Genomic DNA, 24,618 nt, shown 5'->3' with positions numbered 1-24,618 from the left:
CCGGGCCGGCGGGTCAGGCGCGGCGGAGGCGGAGGGTGCGCAGGACGGACCGGCGGGCGGCGACGGCGCGCTGCCGGGTCCGGAGGGCGACGCGGCCGAGGAGCGTCGCCAGCGACCGGGGGAGGAACGTCGCGCGGAGGCGGCGCTGCTTGCCCGCGGTCTCGCCGAGGTCGCGGCGGACGTCGTCGACGGCGGATCGCAACTCGTCCCGGCTCGGGCCGGCCGGGGCGCCGGCGCCCGTGGGGGCGTAGCGGACCCGCTCGACGTGCTGGGTGATCATCGCCAGGGCGTCGGCGGCGCGGGGGCCGAGCTTGCCGTCGCCGACGAGCTCCGCCGAGGTCTGGCGCGGGGTCCGGGCCTCGGGCCAGGTGTAGCCGAGGTCGACGGTGCTGTCGCGCAGCTCGGCCCACGCCCACTCGGCGGCGGCGCCACCGGCGCCGGCGGTGCCCGCCAGTGCCCAGCGGCGGCGCCGGACGGCCTCGCGGGCGGCCCAGGGCACGAGCAGGAACACGAGGCCCAGCAGGACCGGCAGGACCCACGTCAGCCAGCCCCAGCCGCCGCCGGAGCCCGAGGTGAGATCCGTGTCGTCCGGGGGCGGCGGGAGCTCGGTGCAGGGCACGTCCGGGTCGGGCGGGCACGCGGTGGAGGTCGGCGCGGCCGCCGGGTCCGGCGGTGCGGTGGCGCCCGGGGCGTCGGTCGGCTCCGGGTCCGGGGTGGTCTCCTCGACCGGGCCCTCGTCGCCGCCGGGGGTCTCGTTCTCGGGCTGCGGGGCGAGCCAGTTCGGCACGTCCGGGTTCGACTGGGCGCTGCCCGGGGTCGGCTCGAAGCGCGTCCAGCCGACGCCCGGCAGGTAGAGCTCGGGCCAGGCGTGCGCGTCGTGGGCGCTGATGATGCGGCTGCCGTCGGCGGCGGGGGAGCCGGGGGTGAACCCGACGTTCACGCGGGCCGGGATGCCCAGGTGCCGCGCCATCACGGCCATCGTGGACGCGAACTGCTCGCAGTAGCCCCGGCGGTCGTTGAGGAACGCGAGGATCGCGTCCTTGCCGGTGCCGGGCCGCTGGCGCAGGTCGTAGGCGAACTCGTCCGGGTCGCGGAACCACTGCTGCAGGGCGATCGCGCGGCCGAGGACCGTGTCCGCGCCGCGGGCGACGCGGTCGGCGAGTTGCTTCACCCGGTTCGGCAGGTCGGCCGGCAGCCGCAGGTACGGCTCCAGGTACGGCTCGAGCTGGATCGAGGGCAGGACGTCCGTCGGCTGCGGGCTGATGTCGTAGCTGCGCACCGAGTAGGTCGACCCGGAGATCTGCTTCGGCCCGTCGTGGCTGACGACGTTGCTGGTCAGCGGGTCGACGCGCCAGCCGCCCGCGATCTCCAGCCGGGTCGCCGGGAACGGCATCGGGACGTAGTCGGACTCCAGGGCGTCCAGCGCCTCGACGGTCGTGGTGACCGCCGCGGTCGCGAGCGCGTCCGGCAGGCCGACCGGCTTGGGCAGGCCGGTCTCGAAGCGCCGGACCTCCCGGCGCCCGGCGCGCCACTCCTCGCCGTCGAAGGTGTCGAGGGTGACCGCGCGCAGATAGAGCTCGTCGGCGTTGACCGAATCGGTCCGGACCCGCATCAGGTCGACGTCCTGCGGCCGGACCAGGTCGCGGCGCATGCTCACGAGCGGGTTCAGCGTGGAGATCGTCCCGCCGCCGTCGGGGTCGTTGCCGATCCCGCCCGACCCGAAGGCGCCGTCGGACAGGCGCGGCGCCAGGGCCGGGATCACGATCGAGAGCGAGAGCACCGTGACGCCGATCCGGCGCGTCATCTGCCCGAGCTCGCCGGACGCCCGGGTGGCGCGGGCCCCGTCGGCCCGCCCGGAGACGGCGACACCCCACCGCAGCAGCCGTTCGCGGCTGTCGGTGATGAGCAGCAGCAGGTAGCCCAGCGCGGGCAGCAGGAACAGCGCGCCGTGCAGGCCGTCGGGCAGCACGGCCGCCGGGACGATGTACAGGACGAGCAGCGGGATGCCCGCCAGCGCGGTCTGGCGGAGCCCGGCGGCCAGCAGGTCGACCACGATCGCCATCGCGGCCACACCGGCGACGACGAGGAACGTCAGCGACTCGGACGGGGTCAGGGGCGGCGTGACGGTGTCGATCTCGGTGAACGCGGCGTCGGCGAGGTCGCCGAGCGTCCGCAGCGTCGTCTCGCCGGGCAGCCAGCCGCCCTTCGCGTCGTCCGGTGCGTAGGTGGACGTCAGGTAGACGAGCACCCCGGCGACCTGCAGCAGCGGGACCGAGAACCCGGGGAAACGGCCGGCGCGCGCGAGCGCCCCGATGCCGAAGACCAGCACGATCCCGCCGACGCTGCGGGCGAACCACTCGTCGCCGTCGAAGACCGAGTACAGCAGCGACGTGGTGAGGACGCACGCGACGAAGCCGGCGAGCGTCAGCTTGAGGGCGGTGCGCAGGTCGGTCTTCACGCGACCCCCACCGGCCGGATGCCGGTGATCGGGCCGCCGCGGGCGACCCCGAGCCAGACGTCCGGCAGCCGGTCGCCGGCCGAGACCGGGACCGCGCGCCAGCCGCCGTTGCGCAGCAGTGCGATGTTGTGCTCGAACCGGCGCTGCTCCTCGGTCTGCGCCTCGGCGCCGCCGGGCGTCCAGCTCAGCGGGCGCAGCATCAGGGCGATCGCGGTCTGGGTGCCCTGCCGACGCCGGCCCAGGGCGGCCGCGTCGGCCTCGGTGAGGTCACCGAGCAGGGCGATCACCAGGCTGTCGCTGCCGGCCCGGTGCAGGCCGCGCAGGGCGTCGTTGAGCGTCGGGGTGTGCGAGGGCGTCAGCATCGCGAGCGCGTCGAGCAGCAGGCCCTCGACATCCGGGGCGGGGGAGACGATGTCCCCGGCCATCCCGGCGAGCGGCTGGCCGGTCTCGGTCAGCAGGCGCAGGGAGAACCCGCGCCGGATCAGGTGGATCGACAGCGACGCGGCGGCCGAGACCGCCCACTCCAGCGAGGAGTGCAGCCCCTCGCCGGCGTGTGCGTCCGCGCGGACGTCGACCAGCAGCGTCGCCTGGCTCTGCCGGGGGTGCTCCTCGCGGCGGACCATGAGCTCGCCCCGGCGCGCTGTCGAGCGCCAGTGGACGCGGTGCAGCGCGTCGCCGTGGCGGTACTCGCGGGTGCCGATGTCGTCCTCGCCGGCGGAGGGGATCGAGCTCGGGTGGCTCTCGGTGCCGCCGGTCCACTCGCCGCCGAGCACCACGAACGGCACGGGCTCGACCACGGGGATCACGATCAGGTCGTCGGTGCCGGCGTAGGAGCGGGAGATCTCGCACATGCCGAACGGGTCGGCGAGGCGCAGCCGCAGCGGCCCGATCGGGAACTTGCCGCGGACCTGGCTGCGGACCCGGTAGAACACCTCGCGCTTGCCGCGCGGCTCGAGCCGGTCGATGACGAACCGCGGCCGCGCGCTCATGCCGCGCGGGAGGCTGTCCTCCGCCAGCAGCAGGCCGCTCGGGGCCAGCGAGGTGTTGTGGACGCGCAGGGAGACCCGGGCCTCCTCGCCGGCCGGCACCCGCACGGGCTCGATGACGCGGGAGGTCGAGAGCTTGTGCTGCGTGCGGAACACGACCGCCGCGCACACCAGGGGCAGGCTGATCAGCAGGATCGCGACGCGCAGGACGTCCTGCTGGCCGAGCACCAGGGCACAGCCCAACGCCGCGACTCCGGCGACCAGGAAGCAGCGGCCGCGGAGCGTCAGCCCGGAAAATATCCGCACGGTTGCGAAAGTACCTGCCGTCGTGGTCGGCGGGGGTCGGCCGCGGAGGCTCTCAGCGTCCCGGAAGCGGGACGCTGCGAACGATGTCGCGGACGATCGCCGCCGCGGTGCGGCGGGCGATCTGGGCCTCGGCCGTGGTGATCAGCCGGTGCGCGAGCACCGGCATCGCCAGGGCCTGGATGTCGTCGGGGAGCACGAAGTCGCGTCCGTCGAGCGCCGCCGCGGCCCGGGCGGCCCGGACCAGGTGCAGCGTCGCGCGCGGTGACGCCCCGAGCCGGAGCTCGGGGGAGGAGCGCGTGGCGCCGACGAGGTCGACCGTGTACTGCTTCACGGCCGGCGAGACGTGGACGGACCGGACGATCTCGATCAGCTTGACGACGGTGTGCCCGTCGGTGGCCGGCTCGAGGAAGTCCAGCGGCGACGCGGCGCCGTGGTTGTCGATCATGTCGAGCTCGGCGGTCCCGTGCGGGTACCCCATCGAGATCCGCGCCATGAACCGGTCGCGCTGGGCCTCGGGCAGCGGGTACGTGCCCTCCATCTCGATCGGGTTCTGCGTGGCCACGACCATGAACGGCGCCGCCAGCTCGTAGGTCACGCCGTCGACGGTGACCTGGCCCTCCTCCATGCACTCCAGCAGCGCGGACTGCGTCTTGGGGGAGGCGCGGTTGATCTCGTCGCCGATCACGACGTTGGCGAAGATCGCGCCCGGCTTGAACTCGAAGTCGCGGCGCTCCTGGTTGTAGATCGAGACGCCGGTGATGTCCGAGGGCAGCAGGTCCGGCGTGAACTGGATCCGGCGGACCGAGCAGTCGACCGACCGCGCCAGCGCCTTCGACAGCATCGTCTTGCCGACGCCGGGCACGTCCTCGACGAGCAGGTGGCCCTCCGCCAGGAGGACCACCAGGGCGAGCCGGACCGACTCGGGCTTGCCGACGATCACCCGTTCGACGGTCGCCCGGATCCGGCCGGCGACCTCGGGGACGCTCAGTCCCGAACCCAGCCCTCCCGCACCGACCGGCACCGAGTAGGAGATCCCGCCTGGCGGGTTGCCGTGCGGAGCGGTCACGAATCCTCCAGGCCGTGCGATCGGTCGTGGGCAGTCATTCTCCACCCGCCGCCGCGATCTGCGGCAGGGGTTCGCCGGAGACAGCGCCGACCGGGTGAGGTCACCCCCGCTCGCGCACCCCGGATTCCGGCGCCAGATCGGACTTCCCACCACGAATCGGCCCGCAACCCTCCCGATCCCGGTCCGGCGGGCGCGAGTCGGGCCACAAAACCCCTGGTTTGGCGTTGACCGTGGAGTGAAGTGGAGTACCGTGGAGCCCAGTGGAGGAAAATGGGCTCCACGGGCGGTTGGAGGGGTGGAGAGGTGTTCCTCGGCACCCACACACCGCGGCTGGACGACAAAGGGCGGCTGATCCTCCCGGCGAAGTTCCGGGACGAACTGGCGGAGGGGCTCGTGATCACGAAGGGCCAGGAGCGCTGCCTCTACATCTGGCCCCGGCCCGAGTTCGCCCGGATCGCCGAGCAGCTCCGGACCGCTCCGGTCACGTCCAAGGGGCCCCGCGACTTCATGCGCGTCCTGTACGCGGGCGCCTCCGACGAGGTGCCCGACAAGCAGGGCCGCGTCACGATCCCGCCGCAGCTCCGGGCCTACGCCGGGTTGGAGCGCGAATGCGTGGTCATCGGCGCGAACGCCCGGGTCGAGGTCTGGGACTCCGCCGCCTGGGACCGCTACCTCGCCGCCCAGGAGCAGGCCTTCGCCGACCTGTCGGAGGAGGTGTTCCCCGGCCTCATGTAATTCCCGCGCCCCGACGTGGCGCGAGGTCTCCCCCCGCTCCAGGACTCCGGCTCACCTTCCCCGGTGCCGGAGACCGAGCGGGCGGGGACCTGGCCCCACGTCCCGTGTACCTCCCGCACGACCCCAGCAGCACACGAGCACGAAGGACGCGCACCGTGACCAGTAGTGGGCCCGCCGACCGGCACGTGCCGGTGCTGCTGGACCGGGTGCTCGCCCTGCTCGCGCCGGCGCTGGAGACCCCCGGTGCGGTCGTGGTCGACGCGACGCTCGGGCTCGGTGGCCACAGCGAGGCGATGCTGCGCCGGTTCGACGGGTTGCGTCTGGTCGGGCTGGACCGCGACCCGAACGCCCTGGAGCTCTCCGCGTCGCGGCTGGCCCCGTTCGGCGAGCGGGTCACGCTCGTCCACGCCGTCTACGACGAGCTGCCCGACGTGCTCGCCCGCCTCGGCCTGCCGCGCGTGCAGGGCGTGCTGTTCGACCTCGGCGTCTCCTCGATGCAGCTCGACGAGGCCGACCGCGGCTTCGCCTACGCGCAGGACGCCCCGCTCGACATGCGGATGAATCCGACGACGGGCCCCACGGCCGCGGACGTGCTCAACACTTACGGAGCGGGGGACCTCGCCCGGGTCCTGCGCGCCTACGGGGAGGAGAAATTCGCGAAGCGCATCGCCGACGCCGTGGTGCGCGAGCGGGCCCGGGAGCCCTTCACGACCTCCGCCCGCCTCGTCGAGCTGATCCGGGCGGCGATCCCGGCGCCGGCCCGCCGGACCGGGGGCAACCCCGCCAAGCGGACGTTCCAGGCCCTGCGGATCGAGGTCAACGGCGAGCTCGCGGCCCTGGAGCGGGCGATGCCCGCCGCCGTCGCCGCGCTGGCGGTCTCCGGGCGCATCGTCGTCCTCACGTACCACTCGTTGGAGGACCGCATCGTCAAGCGCGTCCTCGCCGCCGGAGCCACCGCCGGCGGCCCGCTCGACCTGCCGGTCGAGCTGCCCGGCACGGCCCCCGTCCTGCGTCTGCTCGCCAAGGGCGACGTTCCGGACGAGGCCGAGACCGCCGCCAATCCCCGCGCCGCGTCGGCGCGGGTGCGGGCGGCGGAGAAGGTGCGGGAGGCAGCGTGAGGTCCGCGCTGCAGTCCCCGCGGCCCGTGCCGCCGCGCACCACCCGGGCGGGGAACGCCGTCCCGACGCTGGCGGCGGTCCCCGACCGCGTGCCGCGGGCCGGGCGCGCCTCGTTCGTGATGCTGCTCCTGCTCGTCCTCTCCGGCGGACTCGCGGCGCTGCTCGGGTTCAACACCGCGCTCGCGCAGGGCTCCTTCACGGCGAGCAAGCTCCAGAAGGAGGCGACGGCCCTCGAGGACCGCAGCCAGAGCCTGGAGGAGGCGCTCGCCCGAGCCGCCGCTCCGGACCGGCTGGCCAAGGCCGCGCGGGACATCGGCATGGTCCCGGCGCCCGGCGTCTCGTTCGTCTCCCTCGCCGACGGCACCGTCACCGACGGCGCGGTCCCGGCGCCGGCCGCCCCCAAGCCGCTGACGCCGGAGGAGCGGGCCGAGCTGGAGGCCCGGCAGAAGCTCGAGGCCGAGCAGGCCGCCGCCGAGAAGCAGGCGCGCGCCGAGCGGGTCACGGCGCGCCAGGAGCGCGCGGCCGCGGCCGCCGAGGCCGAGCGGGCGCGCGTCGCGGCCGAGCGGGCCGCCGCCGCGCAGCAGGCCGCGCAGGAGAAGGCCGAGAAGGAGTGGAAGCGCAAGCTCGCCGAGCAGGAGAAGGGCGGCTCGCGTGCCGGGGGCGAGCAGGTCGTCGAGCCTCCCTCCGGCACCTGGTCCAACTGAGCCTGAGAACTGACGGGGAATCAGTTCGATCGGTTCGGCGTGGCGGACACCCGAGTCAAAGCTCTGAACTGCACGATGGTGCTCGTGGGACAGGAGTGCACGTGACTGGCCGTCGGGAACCACCGGCCCGTCGAGGTGCGGCGGCGCGCAAGCCCGCGCCCCGCAAGTCGGCGCCCCGTCAGTCGGCGCCCCGTCAGCCCGCCGCCCGCAGACCCGCGGCGACGGGGCCGCGGCGGCCGCTGCCCCCGCGCCGGGGGACCAAGCTGGGCAACCCCGGTCGCCGGCTGCAGGCCGCGTTGCTGTGTCTCTCGCTCGTCGTCGCGTTGCTGATCGGGCGGCTGCTGCAGGTCCAGGGCTTCGAGGCGAGCAGCTACGCCGCGGTGGCCCAGAACGAGCGCCTGCGCACGGTGGCGGTCCCCGCGACCCGGGGCGTCATCTTCGACCGCGACGGCGACGTGCTCGCGCGCTCGGTCGAGGCGCGCACGGTCACCGCGGACCCGACGCTGATCTCCGACCCCCGCGCCTACGCCCACGTGCTGGCGCCCAAGCTCGGCGTCGACGAGGAGTGGCTCGCCGCCCGCCTCGGCGACCGCCCGCGCCGTTACGTCGTCCTGGCCCGCAACATCGACCCGGACCGCTGGCGGGACATTGCCGCGACCCTCGACCCCGGCACCGGCAAGCCCGTGATGGGGATCTTCGCCGAGGTCACGAGCAAGCGGGTCTACCCGGCGGACACCCTGGCCGCGAACATCCTCGGCTTCCTCAACGCCTCCGGTCAGGCCGGCGGCGGCATCGAGCGCGAGTTCGACGCGCTGCTCTCCGGCGTCGACGGCGAACAGACCTACGAGCGCAGCAGCAACGGCGGCAAGATCGCGACCGCGGGCATGCGCAACCGCGAGCCCGTGTCCGGTCAGGACCTGCAGCTCACCATCGACCGCGACATCCAGTACGCCGCTCAGCAGGCCATCGCCGCCAAGGTCCGCGAGACGCGTGCCCAGAGCGGCACCGTGATCGTGCAGGACGTGAAGACCGGCGAGATCCTCGCGATGGCGACCGCGCCGACGTTCAACCCGAACAACCCCGGCAAGGGCTCGGACGACAACCGCGGCAACCGGGCGCTGTCCCAGATCTACGAGCCCGGCTCGATCATGAAGGCGCTGACGATGGCGGCCCTGATCGAGCAGGGTGTGGTCAAGCCGACCGACAAGTTCAAGGTCCCCGGTGAGCTGCGCCGCGCCGGCCACGTGCTGCACGACAGCGATCCGCACGGCACCGAGCGCTGGACGCTCGCCGGCATCCTGGCGAAGTCCTCCAACATCGGCACCGTGCTCGCGGCCGACAAGGTTTCCGCCCAGGTCCTCCACGACTACTTCAAGGCGTTCGGCGTCGCCGAGCCCACCGGGCTGCAGTTCCCCGGGGAGAGCCGCGGCCTGCTGCCGAGCGTGGAGAAGTGGGTCGGCACGACCCGCTACACGATCCCGTTCGGCCAGGGCTACTCGATGAACACGGTCCAGGCGGCCTCGGTCTACCAGGCGATCGGCAACGGCGGCGTCCGGATCGCACCGACGCTGGTGCGGTCCTGGACCGACGCCGACGGCGTCACCCACACGCCGCAGCCGCCCGAGGTGCGCCCGGTCGTCAGCGCGGCCACCGCCGCGACCGTGACGAAGATGCTCGAGCAGGTCACCGCCCCGGGCGGGACCGCGCCGCACGTGAAGATCGACGGCTACCGGATCGCCGGCAAGACCGGTACCGCGCAGTTCGCCGACTCCGAGTGCCGGTGCTACCGCGGCTACACCGCGTCCTTCGCCGGGTTCGCGCCGGCGGACGACCCGCGCATCGTCGTCTCGGTGACGCTGCAGAAGCCGGTCCGTGGTCACTACGGCGGCATGCTCGGCGGCCCGGTGTTCGTCGACGTCATGACGTTCACGCTGCGCACGATGGGCATCCGGCCGACCGGCGCCAAACCGGCTCGCCTGCCACTGACCTGGTGACGGAGGGCGGCCGCCGCCTGACTACCCTGACTCGCCGTGCCCCCCTCCTCCCCGACGCCGGCTCTGCGCCCGCAGAAGTCGGTCCCGCGGACCGTGGCCGAACTGGGCACGCTGGTCGGCGCCGAGCTGCCCGATCCGGCGCAGCGGACCGTGACGGTCACCGGTCTCACCCACGACTCCCGGCAGGTCCAACCGGGTGATCTGTACGCGGCGATGATCGGCGAGAACGTGCACGGCGCCGAGTTCGTGCGCCAGGCCGCCGAGGCCGGGGCGGTCGCGATCCTCACCGACCCGCTCGGCCGGGAGCGCTCGCGGGTGGCCGACCTGCCGGTGCTGGTCGTCTCCGACGCCCGCGCCTCGCTCGGAGCGCTCGCCGCCGCGATCTACGGCGACCCGGCCGCGGGCATGCTCACGCTCGGCGTGACCGGGACCAACGGGAAGACGACGACCGCGTTCCTGCTCGAGGCCGGCCTGCGGGCCGCCGGGCGCAGCACCGGCCTGTTCGGCACGGTCGCCACCCGGATCGGGGACGAGGCGCTGCCGAGTGCCCGCACCACCCCCGAGGCCCCCGACCTGCACGCGCTGCTCGCCGTGATGAAGGAGCGCAAGGTCGACGCGGTGGCGATGGAGGTCTCCAGCCACGCGCTCGACATGCACCGCGTGGACGGGATCGTCTACGACGCGGCGCTGTTCACCAACCTCTCGCAGGACCACCTGGACTGGCACTTCACGATGGAGGCGTACTTCCAGGCGAAGGCCGCGCTGTTCACGCCGGCCCGGGCGAAGGCCGGCGTGGTCAACGTCGACGACCCGTACGGCAAGCGGCTGGCCGCGAACCGGCAGATCCCGATCACGACCTACTCGGCGACCGGGGACCCGGACGCCGACTGGCGGGCCGTCGCCGTCGAGCTGGGTCCGGCGTCCTCGACGTTCACGATCCAGGGCCCCAAGGGCGTGGGCACGACCGCCTCGGTCGGGCTTCCCGGGGCCTTCAACGTCGCCAACGCGCTCGGCGCGATCGTCGCGCTCGTGACCGCGGGGGTCCCGCTCGAGGACGCCGTCCGCGGCGTCGGGGAGTGCCCCGGCGTCCCCGGCCGCATGGAGAAGGTCGACGCGGGTCAGGACTTCCTCGCGGTCGTCGACTACGCGCACACCCCGGACGCGATCGAGACCGTCCTGACCGCGCTGCGCCCGGTCGCGACCGGGCGCCTGATCGTCGTGCTCGGCGCGGGTGGCGACCGGGACCGGTCCAAGCGGCCGCTGATGGGCGAGGTCGCCGCCCGACTCGGCGACGTCGTCGTGCTCACCGACGACAACCCGCGCTCGGAGGACCCGAAGGAGATCCTGGCCGCGGTCCGCGCCGGCGCGGAGTCGGTCGCCGCCGCGGAGCGGGCCGAGATTCTGGTCGAGCACGATCGCGCGAAGGCGATCGCGCTGGCGGTCGGGCGCGCGCAGGCCGGGGACGCGGTCGTCGTCGCCGGCAAGGGTCACGAGCAGGGCCAGGAGTCCGTGGACGGACAGGGCACGCGCGTCGTGAAGCCGTTCGACGACCGGGAGGTCCTCGGCGAGGCGTTGCTCGAGGCACTGGAAGGCAAGGGCACGTGATTCCGCTGTCGCTGGCCGAGGTCGCGGCGGCGACCGGCGGGCGGATCGACGGCGGGGCGGCCGGGGCGGACCCCGACCTGCCGGTCGACGGTCCCGTCGTCGTGGACTCCCGGGAGGTCGCCGCCGGCGCCCTGTTCGTCGCGGTGCCCGGGGAGCGCGTGGACGGCCACGACTTCGCCGGGGCCGCGATCGCGGCGGGCGCGCGCGCCGTGCTCGCGACCCGCCCGGTCGGGGTCCCGGCGGTGATCGTGGACGACACCGTGGCGGCCCTCGGCAAGCTCGCGGGCGTGGTCGTGCGCCGGCTCGCGACGTCCGACGGGCTCGCGGTCGTCGGCGTCACCGGCTCGCAGGGCAAGACCAGCACCAAGGACCTGATCGCCTCGGTCCTGGAGACGGCCGGCGCGACCATCGCCCCGCCGGGGTCGTTCAACAACGAGATCGGCCTGCCGCTGACCGCGCTGCGCGCCGAACCGGCGACCCGTTTCCTCGTGATGGAGATGGGCGCGCGCGGCATCGGCCACGTCCGCTACCTGTGCGACATCGCCCCGCCCCGCATCGGCGTCGTGCTCAACGTCGGCGTCGCGCACGTCGGCGAGTTCGGCAGCCGCGAGGCGATCGCCCAGGCGAAGGGCGAACTGGTCGAGGCCCTGCCCGCCGACGGTGTCGCCGTGCTGAACGCCGACGACCCCCTGGTCGCCGCGATGGCGAGCCGGACGAACGCCCGCGTCGTCACCTACGGGCTGGGGGACGGCCCGGGGAATGCTGCCGACGTGCGTGCCGCGGACGTCACCCTCGTCGACGGCCGGGCGCGCTACACGCTCGTCACACCGGTGGGCAGCGCCGAGGTCGCGCTCGGACTGCACGGCGCCCACCACGTGCCGAACTCGCTCGCGGCGGCCGCGGTCGCCCTCGAGCTCGGGCTGACGCCGGCCGCGATCGGCGCCGCGCTGACCGCGGCCACGCCCCGCAGCCGCTGGCGCATGGAGGTCACGACCCGCCCCGACGGGGTCACGGTCGTCAACGACGCCTACAACGCGAACCCGGACTCGATGCGAGCCGCGCTGGAGGCGCTGGTGGCCATCGCGGGGGAGCGGCGGAGCTGGGCCGTGCTGGGCGAGATGCGCGAACTCGGCGAGTCGTCCGCCGCGGAACACGCGGCGGTGGGCAGGCTGGTCGCCGACATGAACATCTCCCGGCTGGTCGTCGTCGGTGACGGCGCCCGGGCCGCCCACGACGGCGCGCTCGGAGCGCGCGCGTGGGCGCAGGACCCGGTGTTCGTCCCGGACACCGCAGCCGCGACGGACCTGCTGGCCCGCGAACTCGCACCCGCGGACGTCGTCCTGGTCAAGGCCTCCCGGGCCGCCGGACTGGAGCAGGTCGCCGCGGCGCTGCTGGCGGGCGGAGCACCGGGCGGAGCACCGGGCGAATCAGCAGGCGAATCAGCAGGCACCGCATGAGAGGCGTCCTCGCGGCGGCCGCCGTCTCGCTGATCATCACCCTGCTCGGAACCCCGATCGCGATCCGGATCCTGGTCCGACAGGGCTACGGCCAGCTCATCCGGGACGACGGCCCGACCACGCACCAGACCAAGCGCGGTACGCCGACCATGGGCGGCGCGGTCATTCTCATCGCCGTCCTGTGCGGCTACCTGGCCGCGCACCTGGTGCTGCGGGACAAGTCGCCGACGGCGCCGGCGCTGCTCGTGCTGTTCCTCATGACCGGGCTCGGGCTCGTCGGCTTCCTCGACGACTACATCAAGGTCTCCAAGCAGCGCAGCCTCGGCCTGCGCAGCAAGGCCAAACTCGCGGGCCAGTCGGTCGTGGCCCTGATCTTCGCGGCCGGGGCGCTCCGCTTCGAGGACTACCGCGGCTTCAGCCCCGCGTCCACCGAGATCTCGTTCATCCGCGACACCGGCTTCCAGCTCGGGACGATCGGCTTCGTCGTCTTCGCGTACCTGATGATCGCGGCGACCTCGAACGGCGTGAACCTCACCGACGGACTGGACGGCCTGGCCACGGGCGCCTCGGCGATGGTGGCCGGCGCCTACGTGCTGATCGGGATCTGGCAGTCGGGCAACTCCTGCCTGCCGAACCCGGCCGTCCCGCAACCGCAGTGCTACGAGACACCGGCCCCGTTGGACCTGGCGATCGTCGCGGCTGCGGTGATGGGCGCCTGCTTCGGCTTCCTGTGGTGGAACGCGTCCCCGGCGAAGATCTTCATGGGCGACACCGGCTCGCTCGCCCTCGGCGGCGTCATCGCCGGTCTCGCCATCACGACCCGCACCGAACTGCTGCTGGTCCTCCTCGGCGGCCTGTTCGTCCTCATCACGGTCTCGGTGATCGTCCAGGTCGGGTTCTTCAAGCTGACCCGCCGCCGGGTGTTCCGGATGGCGCCCCTGCAGCACCACTTCGAACTCGTGGGCTGGCAGGAGGTCACGATCGTCATCCGCTTCTGGATCATCGCGGGCCTGTTCGTCGCCGGCGGCCTCGGCGTGTTCTACGCCGAGTGGGTGGCGGGCGTCTGATGTCCCGCGTGTCCGGGCTGAACCGGGACGCCGACTGGTCCGGCGTCTCCGTCGTGGTCGCCGGCATCGGCGTCTCCGGCTTCGCCGCCGCCGACGCCCTCCTCGGCCTCGGTGCGACGGTCACGGTCCTCGACGGCAAGGCGGACGAGGTCGCGCGGGAGCGCGCCGGCGTCCTGGAGGCCCTCGGCGCGACCGTGCGGCTGGGGGAGGCGGACACCCTCCCCGCCGGGGCGGACGTCGTCGTCACCTCGCCCGGCTGGAAGCCGTCCTCGCCGTTGCTGGTCGCCGCCCTCGACGCCGGCCTGGAGGTGTGGGGCGAGGTCGAGCTCGCCTGGCGGCTGCGCCCGACCACCGGCGCCGCGCCCTGGCTCGCGATCACCGGCACCAACGGCAAGACCACCACGGTGCGGATGCTCACCTCGATGCTGGGGGCCGGCGGCTTCCGCGCGGTGGCCGCGGGCAACGTCGGGACCCCGCTGCTCGAGGTCGTGATGGCCGAGCAGACCGCCGGCCGGCAGCGCTACGACGTCCTCGCCGTCGAGCTCTCCAGCTTCCAGCTGCACTGGTCGTCCTCGCTGCGCTGCCACTCCGCGGCGGTGCTCAACGTCGCCCCGGACCACGTCGACTGGCACGGCGACCTCGACGAGTACGCGAAGGCCAAGGGGAAGATCTATCAGGGCGTCGAGCACGCCTGCGTGTACAACGTCGCGGACCCGGTGACGGAGCGACTGGTCGCCGAGGCCGAGGTCACCGAGGGTGCCCGCGCCGTCGGCTTCACCCTCGGCGCCCCGGGCCTGTCGATGCTCGGCGTCGTCGACGACCTGCTCGTCGACCGCGCCTTCACCGACGACCGGCGCACCGCGGCGGTCGAGCTCGCGAACGTCGCGGACGTCGTCCCGAACGCGCCGCACAACATCGCGAACGCGCTCGCGGCCGCGGCGCTCGCCCGCGCGTTCGGCGTCGAGCCGGCCGCGATCCGCGAGGGGCTGCGCCTGTTCCGGCCGGACGCGCACCGCATCGCGGACGTCGCGACGGTCGACGGCGTCCGCTACATCGACGACTCCAAGGCCACCAACCCGCACGCCGCCGCGGCGTCGCTGGGGTCGTACGACCGAATCGTCTGGATTGCGGGGGGCCTGGCCAAGGGCGCCACGTTCGACGAGCTCGTCGCGGGCGCCGCGAGGCGGTTGCGGGGCGTCGTGCTGATGGGCGCCGACCGGGGTGAGATCGCCGCCGCACTCGCGCGACACGCCCCGGATGTGCCCGTTCACGAGGTCGCGGCGACCGACACTGGAGCGATGGCCGCGGTGGTTGCGGCCGCGGCGTCACTCGCCGAGGCAGGGGACACCGTCCTGCTCGCCCCGGCGTGCGCGTCGATGGACATGTTCGCCAACTACGGCGAGCGCGGGGACCGGTTCGCGGCCGCCGTGCTGGAGCTGGCGGACCGTCCGGGTTAGGCAGCACGAGCTTCGGGGGAGGGGCGATGGCCGTCACGGTCGATCAGGCCGGTTCCTCCCGTGGTCTGTCCGGGGCCGGCGTGGCCGCTCGGCTGAAGGCGCTGGACCGCCCGCTCACCTCCTACTACCTCGTGCTCACCTCGACCCTGCTGCTGGTCGGGCTCGGCCTGGTGATGGTGCTCTCGGCGTCGAGCGTGGAGTCGTACCGGACGTCGGGCTCGGTGTTCTCGGTCGTGCAGAAGCAGGCGATCTGGGTGACGGTCGGCCTGCCGCTGATGTGGGTGACCTCCCGGATGTCGGTCACCGCCTTCCGTCGCCTCGCCTTCCCGGCGATGGCGGTCTCGCTCGCCGGGCTGGCGGCGGTCCTCGTCCCCGGCGTCGGCCACGAGGTGAACGGCAACCGGAACTGGATCCACGTCGGCGGGCCGTTCCAGCTGCAGCCGTCCGAGGCGGCGAAGCTCGCCCTCGTCCTGTTCGGTGCCACCGTCCTGGCCCGCAAGCAGCGGCTGCTGGACCGGTGGAGTCACCTGATGATCCCGCTGGTGCCGATGGCGGCCGCGGTCATCTTCCTCGTCATGCTCGGTGGCGACCTCGGCACGACCGTGGTCCTGCTCGCGATCCTGCTCGCACTGCTGTTCTTCGCCGGGACGCCGATGCGCTTCTTCGGGTTCTTCGGCGGTGTCGCGGGCGCGCTCGTGCTGCTGCTGATCTGGACCGAGCCCTACCGGATGCGCCGGGTCACGTCGTTCCTGGACCCGTTCGCGACCTACCACGACAGCGGGTGGCAGGGCGCGCAGAGCATCTTCGCGCTCGCCTCGGGCGGACTCACCGGCGTCGGTCTCGGGGCGAGCCGGGAGAAGTGGGGCTACCTGCCGGAGGCCCACACCGACTTCATCTACGCGATCATCGGTGAGGAGCTCGGGCTGATCGGCGCCCTCGCCGTGCTGGCGCTGTTCGCCGCCCTCGTGGTCGCCGGTTTCCGGATCGCCGCCCGCAGCCGCGACATGTTCGTCACGCTCGCCGCCTCCGCCATCACGGCGTGGATCGCGGTGCAGGCGCTGGTGAACATGGGCGCGGTCCTGGGAGTCCTCCCGATCACCGGGATCCCGCTGCCGTTGGTGTCGTACGGTGGCTCCGCCCTGCTCCCCGTGATGGCGGCGCTGGGCATGCTGCTGTCGTTCGCGAGACAGGAACCCGGGGCCCAGGCCGCGCTCGCCGCGCGCGGTCCGGGCCCGCTGCGCCGGGCCATGGCGTGGCTGGGTTTCGGGCGCTCGCCCCGCACCTGAGGGGATCGGATTGCCGCCCAAGGACTCCGCCGGCGTTCCCGCTGGTGCTGCCGGTCTCTCGGTCGTCGTCGCCGGCGGCGGCACGGCCGGGCACATCGAACCGGCGATGAACCTGGCCGACGCGCTGCGCCGCCGGAACCCGGACATCACCGTCACCGCGCTCGGCACGCCGACCGGCATGGAGAACACCCTCGTGCCCGCCCGCGGCTACGAGCTACGGCACGTCCCGCGGGTCCCGCTGCCGCGCCGCCCGAACCTCGACCTGATGCGGCTCCCGGCCACCCTGCGCGGGGCGGTGCGGGCGGCGGGCCGGGCGCTCGACGACGTCGGCGCCGACGTGGTGGTCGGCTTCGGCGGCTACGTCTCCGTGCCCGCCTACCTCGCGGCCCGGAAGCGGAAGCTGCCGATCGTCGTCCACGAGGCGAACGCCCGGCCGGGCGTCGCCAACCGCCTCGGGGCGCGGCTCACGCCGTTCGTCGCGGTCACCGCCCGCGCCGACGACCTGCGCGGCGCCCGCCTTCTCGGCATCCCGCTGCGCCGCACGATCTCGACACTCGACCGCGGCGCCGCCCGCGCCGAGGCCCGCAAGCACTTCGGGCTCGAGGAGGACCGCCCGACGCTGCTGGTCTTCGGGGGATCGCTCGGGGCGCGGCGGCTGAACGAGGCCGCGACCGGTGCCGCCGCCGCGCTGCGTGCCGCCGGGATCCAGGTGCTGCACTCGGTCGGCCGCGAGCACGCGGAGTCGATCTCGGTGCCGGCCGAGCCGGGCCGCGCGCCGTACGTGGTCGTGCCCTACCTCGAGCGGATGGACCTCGCCTACGCGGCCGCGGACGTGGCCCTGTGCCGCGCCGGGGCCATGACGTGCGCGGAGCTCGCGGCGGTGGGCCTGCCGGCCGTCTACGTGCCGCTGCCGATCGGCAACGGTGAACAACGCCTGAACGCGCTGCCCGTCGTCGAGGCCGGCGGCGGCATCGTGGTGGAGGATTCCACCGTGAGCGCCGCCTGGATCTCCGAGAACGTCGTGCCGCTGATGGGTGACCCGGCGCGCATGACGGCCATGGGCGCGGCCGCCGCCGCGCACGGTCGCCGCGACGCCGACGAGGCCCTCGTCGACCTCGTGCTGGAGGCCGTCGCCTCCCGGGCGGCCGGCGCCGAACACCGCGGAGCCGATGACCGCGGAGCCGATGACCGCGGAGCCGATGACCGGAGTGTGGGGGAGAAGTGATCGACATCCCGGACCGGATCCCGGCCGCCGAGGAGCTCGGCAAGGTCCACTTCGTCGGCATCGGCGGCGCCGGCATGTCCGGCATCGCCCGGATCCTGCTCGCCCGTGGCGTCTCCGTCTCCGGCAGCGACGCGAAGGACTCGACCGCGCTCGCGGCCCTGCGGGCCCTCGGCGCCACGGTCCACGTCGGCCACGAGGCCGAGCAGCTCGGTGCGGCCGACACCGTCGTGGTCTCGACCGCGATCCGCGAGTCCAACCCCGAGCTGCGCGCGGCGCGCGAGGCGGGCAAGCTCGTGCTGCCGCGCGCCGCGGCGCTGGCGTCGGTGATGTCGGGCCGCCGCGCGGTCGCCGTCGCCGGCACGCACGGCAAGACCACGACGACCTCGATGCTCACCGTCGCGCTGCAGCACTGCGGCGCGGACCCGTCGTTCGCGATCGGCGGCAGCCTCAACGAGTCCGGCGCGAACGCCCACGACGGCAGCGGTGACGTCTTCGTCGCCGAGGCCGACGAGTCCGACGGCTCGTTCCTGCTCTACCGGCCGGACGCGGCGATCGTCACCAACGTCGAGGCCGACCACCTCGACCACTACGGCACCGCCGAGGCCGTCGAGGACGCGTTCGTGAAGTTCAGCGGGCGCATCGCCCCGGACGGCTTCCTCGTCGTCTGCGCCGACGACCCCGGCTCCCGCGCGCTCGGGCTCGCCGCCGCGGCGAACGGCGTCGACGTCCGCACGTACGGCCTGGCCGAGGACGCGGACGTGCGCCTCGAGGGCCTGACGGTGACCTCCGGCGGCGGGTACGCGTTCGAGTCCGTCGCCAAGGGCCGCCGCCTCGGGGCGATCGAGCTCCAGGTGCCGGGCGCGCACAACGCGCTCAACGCCGCGGCCGCGCTCTCCGTCGGCATCGGGCTGGGCTACTCGGCCGCCGACCTGCGCGAGGGCCTGAGCGGTTTCACCGGCACCCGGCGGCGCTTCGAGCTCAAGGGCACGCGCGCCGGCGTCCGCGTCTACGACGACTACGCCCACCACCCGACCGAGCTCGAGGCTGTCCTCAAAGCCGCCCGCGAGGTCGCGCTCGGCGGCCGGCTCGTCGTCGCCTTCCAACCGCACCGCTACTCGCGGACCGCGGCGTTCACCAAGGAGTTCGGTTCGGCCCTCGGCCTCGCCGACTCGGTGGTGGTGATGGACGTCTACGCGGCGGGGGAGGACCCGATCCCGGGCGTCAGCGGCGCGGCCGTCGCCGCCGCGGTGCCGCTGCCCGCCGGCGACGTCGTGTTCGAGTCCTCCTGGACGCAGGTCGCCGCCCGGCTCGCGGAGCGCGCCGGCGTCGGGGACCTGGTGCTCACGCTCGGGGCCGGTGACGTCACGATGATCGGGCCCGAGGTCCTGGAGTTGCTGGGGCCCGCGTGACCCTCTCCTCCCGCCCGCCGGTCTCGCGTCCCGCCGGAGGACGCACGATTCCGCGGCCGTCCACACCGGCGGCCGCGGCGGCCGAGGCCGCCCGCTTCGCCGAGCGGGCCCGGCAGCGGCGCCGCACGCGGTGGATCCGCACCGGCATCGGCCTGCTGGTCGCGGCCGTGGTGCTCGCCGCCGGCTGGGTCGTGCTCTTCTCGGACGTGTTCGCGGTCCGGTCCGTGCAGGTCGCCGGGGTCCAGCGGCTCACCGCCGAGCGGGTCGAACGCGTCGCGCAGGTGCCGGCGGGGGAGCCGCTCGCCCGGCTCGACACGGCCGCGATCGCGGCCCGGGTTCGGACGCTCGCGCCGGTCGCGGACGTCGACGTCGCGCGCAAGTTCCCGAACACCGTGAAGATCACGGTGACCGAACGCACGCCGGTGGCGGTGCTCGACACCCCCGAGGGCCGGCGACTCGTCGACGCCGAGGGCGTGGCGTACGCGCCGGCGGGGGACGCGGCCCGCCGCTTCCTGCTGGTGAGAAGCTCCAACCCGGCCCTGACGCCCGAGGACCTGAGGTCCATCCAGGCCGTCGTCGCCGCCCTGCCGGAGGCGATCCGGGAGAAGGTCGAGGCCGTGCAGGCCGACACGACGGCGGACCTCACCGTCTCCCTCGACGGGGGCCGGGAGATCGTCTGGGGCGCCCCCGAGCAGGCCGAGTTCAAGGCCCGCGTGCTCGACGTCCTGTGGCGGGAGAAGTCCACCCGCGGCGCGAAGCGCTACGACGTCAGCGTCCCCGAGGCGCCCACCGTTAAGCGCTGACCCGCCCCCGTCCGCGGCCGTCCGGGCGACGACCGATCCGAACTCTGACGGGGCGTCAGGTTTCCGCGGCGCGACACGCCACGGATGTCCTAGGTGCGGATGTGCCTCCGCCCTACCTTCATGTCCATCGCAGGTTGACATAACTCTAAACCTCTAGTTGAGGTGGAGAGTTGAGGGAGGGCCTGCGACACGCACCACCCAGCGCACGATCAGAAATTTCCGACGCGAGAGGCACCGGCCGTGGCAGCTCCGCAGAACTACCTCGCAGTGATCAAGGTGGTCGGCATCGGGGGCGGTGGCGTCAACGCCATCAACCGCATGATCGAGGTCGGCCTCAAGGGCGTCGAGTTCATCGCGATCAACACCGACGCGCAGGCCCTGTTGATGAGCGACGCCGACGTCAAGCTCGACGTCGGTCGCGAGCTCACCCGGGGCCTGGGCGCCGGCGCCAACCCCGAGGTCGGCCGCAAGGCCGCCGAGGACCACCGCGACGAGATCGAGGAGGTGCTCCGCGGCGCCGACATGGTCTTCGTCACCGCCGGCGAGGGTGGCGGCACCGGTACCGGTGGCGCCCCGGTCGTCGCGAACATCGCGCGCTCGCTCGGTGCGCTGACCATCGGTGTCGTCACGCGCCCGTTCAACTTCGAGGGCCGCCGCCGCAGCACGCAGGCCGAGGACGGCATCTCGCGGCTGCGCGAGGAGGTCGACACCCTCATCGTCATCCCCAACGACCGGCTGCTCTCGATCAGCGACCGGCAGGTCTCGGTGCTCGACGCGTTCAAGTCGGCCGACCAGGTCCTGCTCTCCGGCGTTCAGGGCATCACCGACCTGATCACCACGCCGGGTCTGATCAACCTCGACTTCGCGGACGTGAAGTCGGTCATGAGCGGCGCCGGCTCGGCACTCATGGGCATCGGCTCGGCGCGCGGTGAGGACCGCGCGATCGCGGCGGCCGAGGCGGCGATCTCCTCGCCGCTGCTGGAGGCCTCGATCGACGGCGCGCGCGGGGTCCTGCTCTCGATCTCCGGCGGCAGCGACCTCGGCCTGTTCGAGATCAACCACGCCGCCCAGCTGGTCGCGGAGGCCGCGCACCCCGAGGCGAACATCATCTTCGGTGCGGTCATCGACGACGCGCTCGGCGACGAGGCTCGCGTGACCGTCATCGCGGCCGGCTTCGACGGTGGCGAACCCCAGCACTACCGCGAGCCTGCCAAGCGTCCGGAGACCGCACCCGCCGAGGGCGCGGTTCCCGCGCCGACGGCCGAGGAGAGCACCGAGGCCGAGCCCGAGCGGATCGGCACCCTCGGCGAGGTCCCGCGCCAGGGCGGCGCCCCGGTGCCGGCCCCGGTCGCGCGCCCGGCCGGCGACTCGCTCGACGACCTCGACGTCCCGGACTTCATGAAGTAACAGTCGGGGGGCTCCGCCCCCCTCCCCCCCCGACCCCCCCGACCCCCCCGACCCCCCCGACCCCCCCGGGTCCCCCCGAAAGCGCAGAACCGTACGCCGAAACCCCCCGTTCCGCGTACGGATCTGCGCTTTCGTGGTGGGTGGGGCGGTGGGGACGGCCGGGCGACGCCGGAGAGGCAGGAGAGGACACTGGACACGTGATCCCGTTGCTGATGCCGTCGTGGCCGCCCGGGGTGCGCGGGGTGTTCACGACGCGGGCCGGCGGGCAGTCGATCCCGCCCTACGCCGAGCTCAACCTCGCGACGCACGTCGGGGACGACGCCCGCACCGTCGCAGCGAACCGTGTCCTGGTCGCGGCGGCGGTGGGCCTGTCCCCGGAGCAGCTCGTCTTCATGGACCAGGTGCACGGCAACGACGTCGCGGTCGTGGACGGGCCGGTGGCCGTACCGCCGGTCGCCGACGCGCTGGTGACCTCGGCCCCCGGGCTCGCGCTGGTCGTGCTGGTCGCCGACTGCGTGCCGGTCCTGATGGCCGATCCGTACGCCGGGGTGGTCGCCGCGGCGCACGCCGGCCGTAAGGGTGTCGAGTCGGGGGTCGTGGCCCAGGCCCTCCGGGTCATGCAGGACCTCGGCGCCGAGCCCGGACGCGTCCGCGTCCAACTCGGACCGTCGATCAACGGCTGCTGCTACGAGGTCCCGGAGTCGATGCAGCGCGAGGTGGCGGCGGCGGCGCCGGGTGCGGTCGCGGGCACCGGCCGGACACGGGCGGGTACGCCGTCGCTCGACCTGCGGCCGGGGCTGGCCGAGCAGTTCGCCGCTCTCGGCGTCCGCGACGTCGGCCTCACCGGCGGCTGCACCCACGACGACCCCGACTTCTTCTCCTACCGCCGGGACGGCGTGACCGGCCGCTTCGCCGGGCTGATCTGGCGGGAACCGGACCCGGCGAGCCGCACCTGATGGAGCGTCGGGAGGAGCTCGCGGCCAACCTCGCCGCGGTCCGGGAGCGGATCGCGGCGGCGTGCGCGGCCGCCGGCCGGGACCCGGCGGACGTGACGTTGATCGCGGTCACCAAGACCTGGCCCGCCTCCGACGTGGAGCACCTGGCCGCGCTCGGGGTCCGGGACGTGGGGGAGAACCGGGACGCCGAAGCCGCCGAGAAGGCCGCAACGGTGTCGGATGCCGGGGTGAGCGACCTGACCTGGCACTTCGTCGGCCAGGTGCAGACGAACAAGGCCCGTTCGGTGGCCCGCTACGCCGATGTGGTGCATTCGGTCGACCGTCCGCGGCTGGTGCGCGCCCTGTCGGCCGGCGCGACCGAGGGCGGCCGTGAGCTGGACGCCCTGATCCAGGTCGACCTCGCGCCGCCCGCTCGCGACGGGTCGTCGAGCAGCCGGGGCGGCGCCGCCCCGGCTGACGTCCGCTCCCTGGCCGACGCGGTGGCCGCCGCCCCGGGCCTGCGGCTGCGCGGGGTGATGGCGGTGGCGCCCCTCGGGGCCCCGCCCGGACCGGCCTTCGAGCGCCTCGCGGCCGTCGCCGCGGACCTGCGTGCGGCCCACCCCGAGGCCCGCTGGATCTCCGCCGGGATGAGTGGAGATCTGGAAGTGGCGGTAGGTGCTGGCGCGACACATGTGCGTGTCGGCTCCGGGTTGCTCGGTAACCGGGCCCTGCGCCCCTAACCTCATTGAACAAGGGGAATTGCTTCTCTAGTGGCTGTGCAGACGCACTCCGGAAGGCAGGCTTCAATGGCCGGCGCGATGCGCAAGATGGGCGTCTATCTCGGGCTGGTCGAGGACGACGAGCGCGACGAGTACTACGACGACCACGTCGAGGAGGAGCGCCGCTACGAGCGCCCGCAGCCGGCCACGCGACAGCCGATGGAGCCGGTCGCGCGCACGGATGTGCGGGTTCCGCAGCGCCGGATCCCGGCCCCTGCCGCCGCGCCGACTCCGGCACCGTCGCCGGTCGTCGCGGACCCGTACCGCATCATCACGCTGCACCCGCGGACGTACAACGAGGCCCGCCAGATCGGCGAGGAGTTTCGTCAGGGCGTTCCGGTCATCATGAATCTCACGGAGATGGACGACACGGACGCGAAGCGCCTCGTGGACTTCGCCGCGGGACTCGTGTTCGGGTGCCACGGGGCCATCGAACGGGTGACGCAGAAAGTGTTTCTGCTCTCTCCCGCGAACGTCGATGTGAGTGCCGAGGACAAGGCCCGCATCGCTTCCGGTGGCTTCTTCAACCAGAGCTGAGTGGCGTCCGATAAGGTCGCCCTCGTTACTCTGCGTAAGAATCTTCGAAGGGGCGGTGACCTGCGGTGAGTCCAGTGGCGCAGGTCGTGTACTTCGTCCTGTTTGCTTTTCTCATCCTTCTGGTCGCACGCCTGGTGATGGAGTACGTCTTCCTCTTCGCCAGGTCGTACGAACCGAAGGGCGCAGTGGTGGTGGTGCTCGAGGTGATTTACTCCGTGACCGATCCGCCGCTGAAGTTCTTGAGGCGGTTCATTCCGCCGTTACGTTTGGGAGGGGTGTCACTTGACCTATCCTTCCTTGTGTTATTTGTCATCGTCACCATCGGGCTGTCACTCGTGCAGCAAGCGTGACGCGGTACGGTCTATCCCGAACGTCGACGATCACTCTGAGGTGACAGGATGCCGCTGACCCCCGAGGACGTGCGGAACAAGCAGTTCACGACCGTCCGTCTGCGCGAGGGCTACGACGAGGATGAGGTTGACGCCTTCCTCGACGAGGTCGAGACCGAGCTTCGACGCTTGATCCGGGAGAACGACGAGCTACGAGCCAAGCTCGCCGCCGCCACCCGGGCCGCGTCGGCGGCACCGGCCGCTTCCACGACCGCGCCCCAGCCCGTCGTCAAGGCGCCGGAGCCCGCGCCCGAGCCCCCGAAGCCCGCTCCCGCTCCGCCGCCCCCGCCGGCGCCGGCCGCCGAGGCCAGCTCCTCGGACAGCGCGGCGCGCGTGCTGGCCCTGGCTCAGCAGACCGCTGACCAGGCCATCGCGGAGGCCCGGACGGAGGCGAACAAGATCGTCGGTGACGCGCGGCAGCGCGCGGAGGCCATCGAGCGCGAGGCGCGCTCCAAGGCCGACGCCCTGGAGCGTGACGCCCAGGACAAGCACCGTTCGATCATCGGCGTCCTGGAGACGCAGCGCACTGCGCTGGAGACCCAGCTCGACCAGCTCCGTCAGTTCGAGCGCGAGTACCGCAGCCGCCTCAAGAGCTTCCTCGAGGGGCAGCTCCGGCAGCTGGAGAACAGCGCCGAGGGCGAGAACCTCTCGAACGGCCCCCGATCGGCGGCCGCCCGGCCCGCGGCGACCACGCCGCGTCAGCCGATGCGCGGTTTCCTGATCGACGAGGACGAGGGCTGATCACCCCCGTACGACCTCGCTAGTCGACGTCGAAGGAGCCCGGCCCACCAGGGCCGGGCTCCTTCGCGTCTGCGCTCGTCCGCTCCGGCATCACCCGCGGGATGACGTCCCGGGCGCCCGGGGTGTCAGCCGGCACGAGGGCTGACAGGCACCC

General features: G+C 73.6%; 21 protein-coding genes. 18 read left to right on the top strand and 3 right to left on the bottom strand.

What is annotated here, in order from left to right:
- Positions 1-13 precede the first annotated feature (13 nt).
- Genes SPOPO_RS0123845 through SPOPO_RS0123835 form a run of 3 tightly spaced genes read right to left on the bottom strand, consistent with a single transcriptional unit; the run spans position 14 to position 4,771 of the window.
- Positions 14-2,458 carry a transglutaminase TgpA family protein gene (locus tag SPOPO_RS0123845; protein WP_019877672.1) on the bottom strand — a complete coding sequence of 815 codons (2,445 nt, stop codon included), beginning with the start codon at positions 2,456-2,458 and terminating at the stop codon, positions 14-16.
- A complete protein-coding gene (locus SPOPO_RS31395; RefSeq protein WP_051098440.1) occupies positions 2,455-3,750 on the bottom strand; it encodes a DUF58 domain-containing protein in 1,296 nt (431 codons plus the stop codon). Before SPOPO_RS31395 ends, SPOPO_RS0123845 begins: the two co-directional genes overlap by 4 nt.
- Before the next feature lie 52 nt (positions 3,751-3,802).
- Complete coding sequence (locus tag SPOPO_RS0123835) at positions 3,803-4,771, bottom strand: AAA family ATPase (protein WP_051098700.1); 969 nt, start codon at positions 4,769-4,771, stop codon at positions 3,803-3,805.
- A 348-nt stretch (positions 4,772-5,119) separates the two neighbouring features.
- Between SPOPO_RS0123835 and mraZ the strand changes: the two genes are divergently transcribed.
- The 18 genes from mraZ to SPOPO_RS31380 all read left to right on the top strand — a co-directional run bounded on the left by mraZ (position 5,120) and on the right by SPOPO_RS31380 (position 24,464).
- Entirely contained in the window at positions 5,120-5,551 is a 432-nt protein-coding gene (mraZ, locus tag SPOPO_RS0123830) for a division/cell wall cluster transcriptional repressor MraZ (protein WP_019877669.1), read from the top strand.
- 155 nt (positions 5,552-5,706) lie between these two features.
- On the top strand, positions 5,707-6,669 hold the full coding sequence (rsmH, locus tag SPOPO_RS0123825; RefSeq protein ID WP_033385178.1) for a 16S rRNA (cytosine(1402)-N(4))-methyltransferase RsmH: 963 nt from the start codon (positions 5,707-5,709) through the stop codon (positions 6,667-6,669).
- Positions 6,666-7,373, top strand: a complete 708-nt coding sequence (ftsL, locus tag SPOPO_RS33250; protein WP_051098433.1) for a cell division protein FtsL — start codon at positions 6,666-6,668, stop codon at positions 7,371-7,373. The genes rsmH and ftsL overlap by 4 nt, the downstream gene beginning before the upstream one ends.
- A 101-nt stretch (positions 7,374-7,474) precedes the next feature.
- Positions 7,475-9,367: a peptidoglycan D,D-transpeptidase FtsI family protein gene (locus tag SPOPO_RS0123815; protein WP_211210954.1), complete on the top strand. Its 1,893-nt coding sequence runs from the start codon at positions 7,475-7,477 to the stop codon at positions 9,365-9,367.
- A 36-nt stretch (positions 9,368-9,403) separates the two neighbouring features.
- Positions 9,404-10,972, top strand: a complete 1,569-nt coding sequence (locus SPOPO_RS0123810) for a UDP-N-acetylmuramoyl-L-alanyl-D-glutamate--2,6-diaminopimelate ligase (protein WP_019877666.1) — start codon at positions 9,404-9,406, stop codon at positions 10,970-10,972.
- Positions 10,969-12,429 (top strand): UDP-N-acetylmuramoyl-tripeptide--D-alanyl-D-alanine ligase, encoded by a 1,461-nt coding sequence (locus tag SPOPO_RS0123805; RefSeq protein ID WP_019877663.1) that lies wholly within the window; start codon positions 10,969-10,971, stop codon positions 12,427-12,429. The genes SPOPO_RS0123810 and SPOPO_RS0123805 overlap by 4 nt, the downstream gene beginning before the upstream one ends.
- Positions 12,426-13,496, top strand: coding sequence for a phospho-N-acetylmuramoyl-pentapeptide-transferase (gene mraY, locus SPOPO_RS0123800; RefSeq protein WP_019877662.1), 1,071 nt, complete (start codon positions 12,426-12,428; stop codon positions 13,494-13,496). Before SPOPO_RS0123805 ends, mraY begins: the two co-directional genes overlap by 4 nt.
- Positions 13,496-14,953 carry a UDP-N-acetylmuramoyl-L-alanine--D-glutamate ligase gene (murD, locus tag SPOPO_RS0123795; protein WP_019877661.1) on the top strand — a complete coding sequence of 486 codons (1,458 nt, stop codon included), beginning with the start codon at positions 13,496-13,498 and terminating at the stop codon, positions 14,951-14,953. Before mraY ends, murD begins: the two co-directional genes overlap by 1 nt.
- Before the next feature lie 26 nt (positions 14,954-14,979).
- A complete protein-coding gene (gene ftsW, locus SPOPO_RS0123790) occupies positions 14,980-16,239 on the top strand; it encodes a putative lipid II flippase FtsW (protein WP_019877660.1) in 1,260 nt (419 codons plus the stop codon).
- A 10-nt stretch (positions 16,240-16,249) separates the two neighbouring features.
- Positions 16,250-17,464 carry an undecaprenyldiphospho-muramoylpentapeptide beta-N-acetylglucosaminyltransferase gene (murG, locus tag SPOPO_RS0123785; protein ID WP_019877659.1) on the top strand — a complete coding sequence of 405 codons (1,215 nt, stop codon included), beginning with the start codon at positions 16,250-16,252 and terminating at the stop codon, positions 17,462-17,464.
- The gene (murC, locus tag SPOPO_RS0123780; protein WP_019877657.1) at positions 17,461-18,873 is read left to right on the top strand and encodes a UDP-N-acetylmuramate--L-alanine ligase; all 1,413 of its coding nucleotides are present in this window, start codon (positions 17,461-17,463) and stop codon (positions 18,871-18,873) included. The genes murG and murC overlap by 4 nt, the downstream gene beginning before the upstream one ends.
- Positions 18,870-19,676, top strand: coding sequence for a cell division protein FtsQ/DivIB (locus SPOPO_RS31385; protein WP_019877656.1), 807 nt, complete (start codon positions 18,870-18,872; stop codon positions 19,674-19,676). Before murC ends, SPOPO_RS31385 begins: the two co-directional genes overlap by 4 nt.
- Before the next feature lie 240 nt (positions 19,677-19,916).
- Positions 19,917-21,083, top strand: a complete 1,167-nt coding sequence (gene ftsZ, locus SPOPO_RS0123770) for a cell division protein FtsZ (protein WP_019877655.1) — start codon at positions 19,917-19,919, stop codon at positions 21,081-21,083.
- A 197-nt stretch (positions 21,084-21,280) separates the two neighbouring features.
- Positions 21,281-22,039 (top strand): peptidoglycan editing factor PgeF, encoded by a 759-nt coding sequence (gene pgeF, locus SPOPO_RS0123765; RefSeq protein ID WP_019877654.1) that lies wholly within the window; start codon positions 21,281-21,283, stop codon positions 22,037-22,039.
- The gene (locus tag SPOPO_RS0123760; RefSeq protein WP_019877653.1) at positions 22,039-22,758 is read left to right on the top strand and encodes a YggS family pyridoxal phosphate-dependent enzyme; all 720 of its coding nucleotides are present in this window, start codon (positions 22,039-22,041) and stop codon (positions 22,756-22,758) included. Before pgeF ends, SPOPO_RS0123760 begins: the two co-directional genes overlap by 1 nt.
- 66 nt (positions 22,759-22,824) lie before the next feature.
- Positions 22,825-23,334, top strand: a complete 510-nt coding sequence (locus SPOPO_RS35980; protein ID WP_019877652.1) for a cell division protein SepF — start codon at positions 22,825-22,827, stop codon at positions 23,332-23,334.
- 65 nt (positions 23,335-23,399) lie between these two features.
- On the top strand, positions 23,400-23,684 hold the full coding sequence (locus SPOPO_RS0123750) for a YggT family protein (protein ID WP_028985060.1): 285 nt from the start codon (positions 23,400-23,402) through the stop codon (positions 23,682-23,684).
- A gap of 48 nt (positions 23,685-23,732) precedes the next feature.
- Entirely contained in the window at positions 23,733-24,464 is a 732-nt protein-coding gene (locus tag SPOPO_RS31380; RefSeq protein WP_019877649.1) for a DivIVA domain-containing protein, read from the top strand.
- Positions 24,465-24,618: the final 154 nt, after the last annotated feature.

Origin of the sequence: Sporichthya polymorpha DSM 43042 (genome assembly GCF_000384115.1) — a bacterium.
Classification (GTDB): Bacteria; Actinomycetota; Actinomycetes; order Sporichthyales; family Sporichthyaceae; genus Sporichthya; species Sporichthya polymorpha.
Note: the sequence above shows the minus strand (reverse complement) of the source record. Positions and strands in the feature narration are given on the sequence as shown.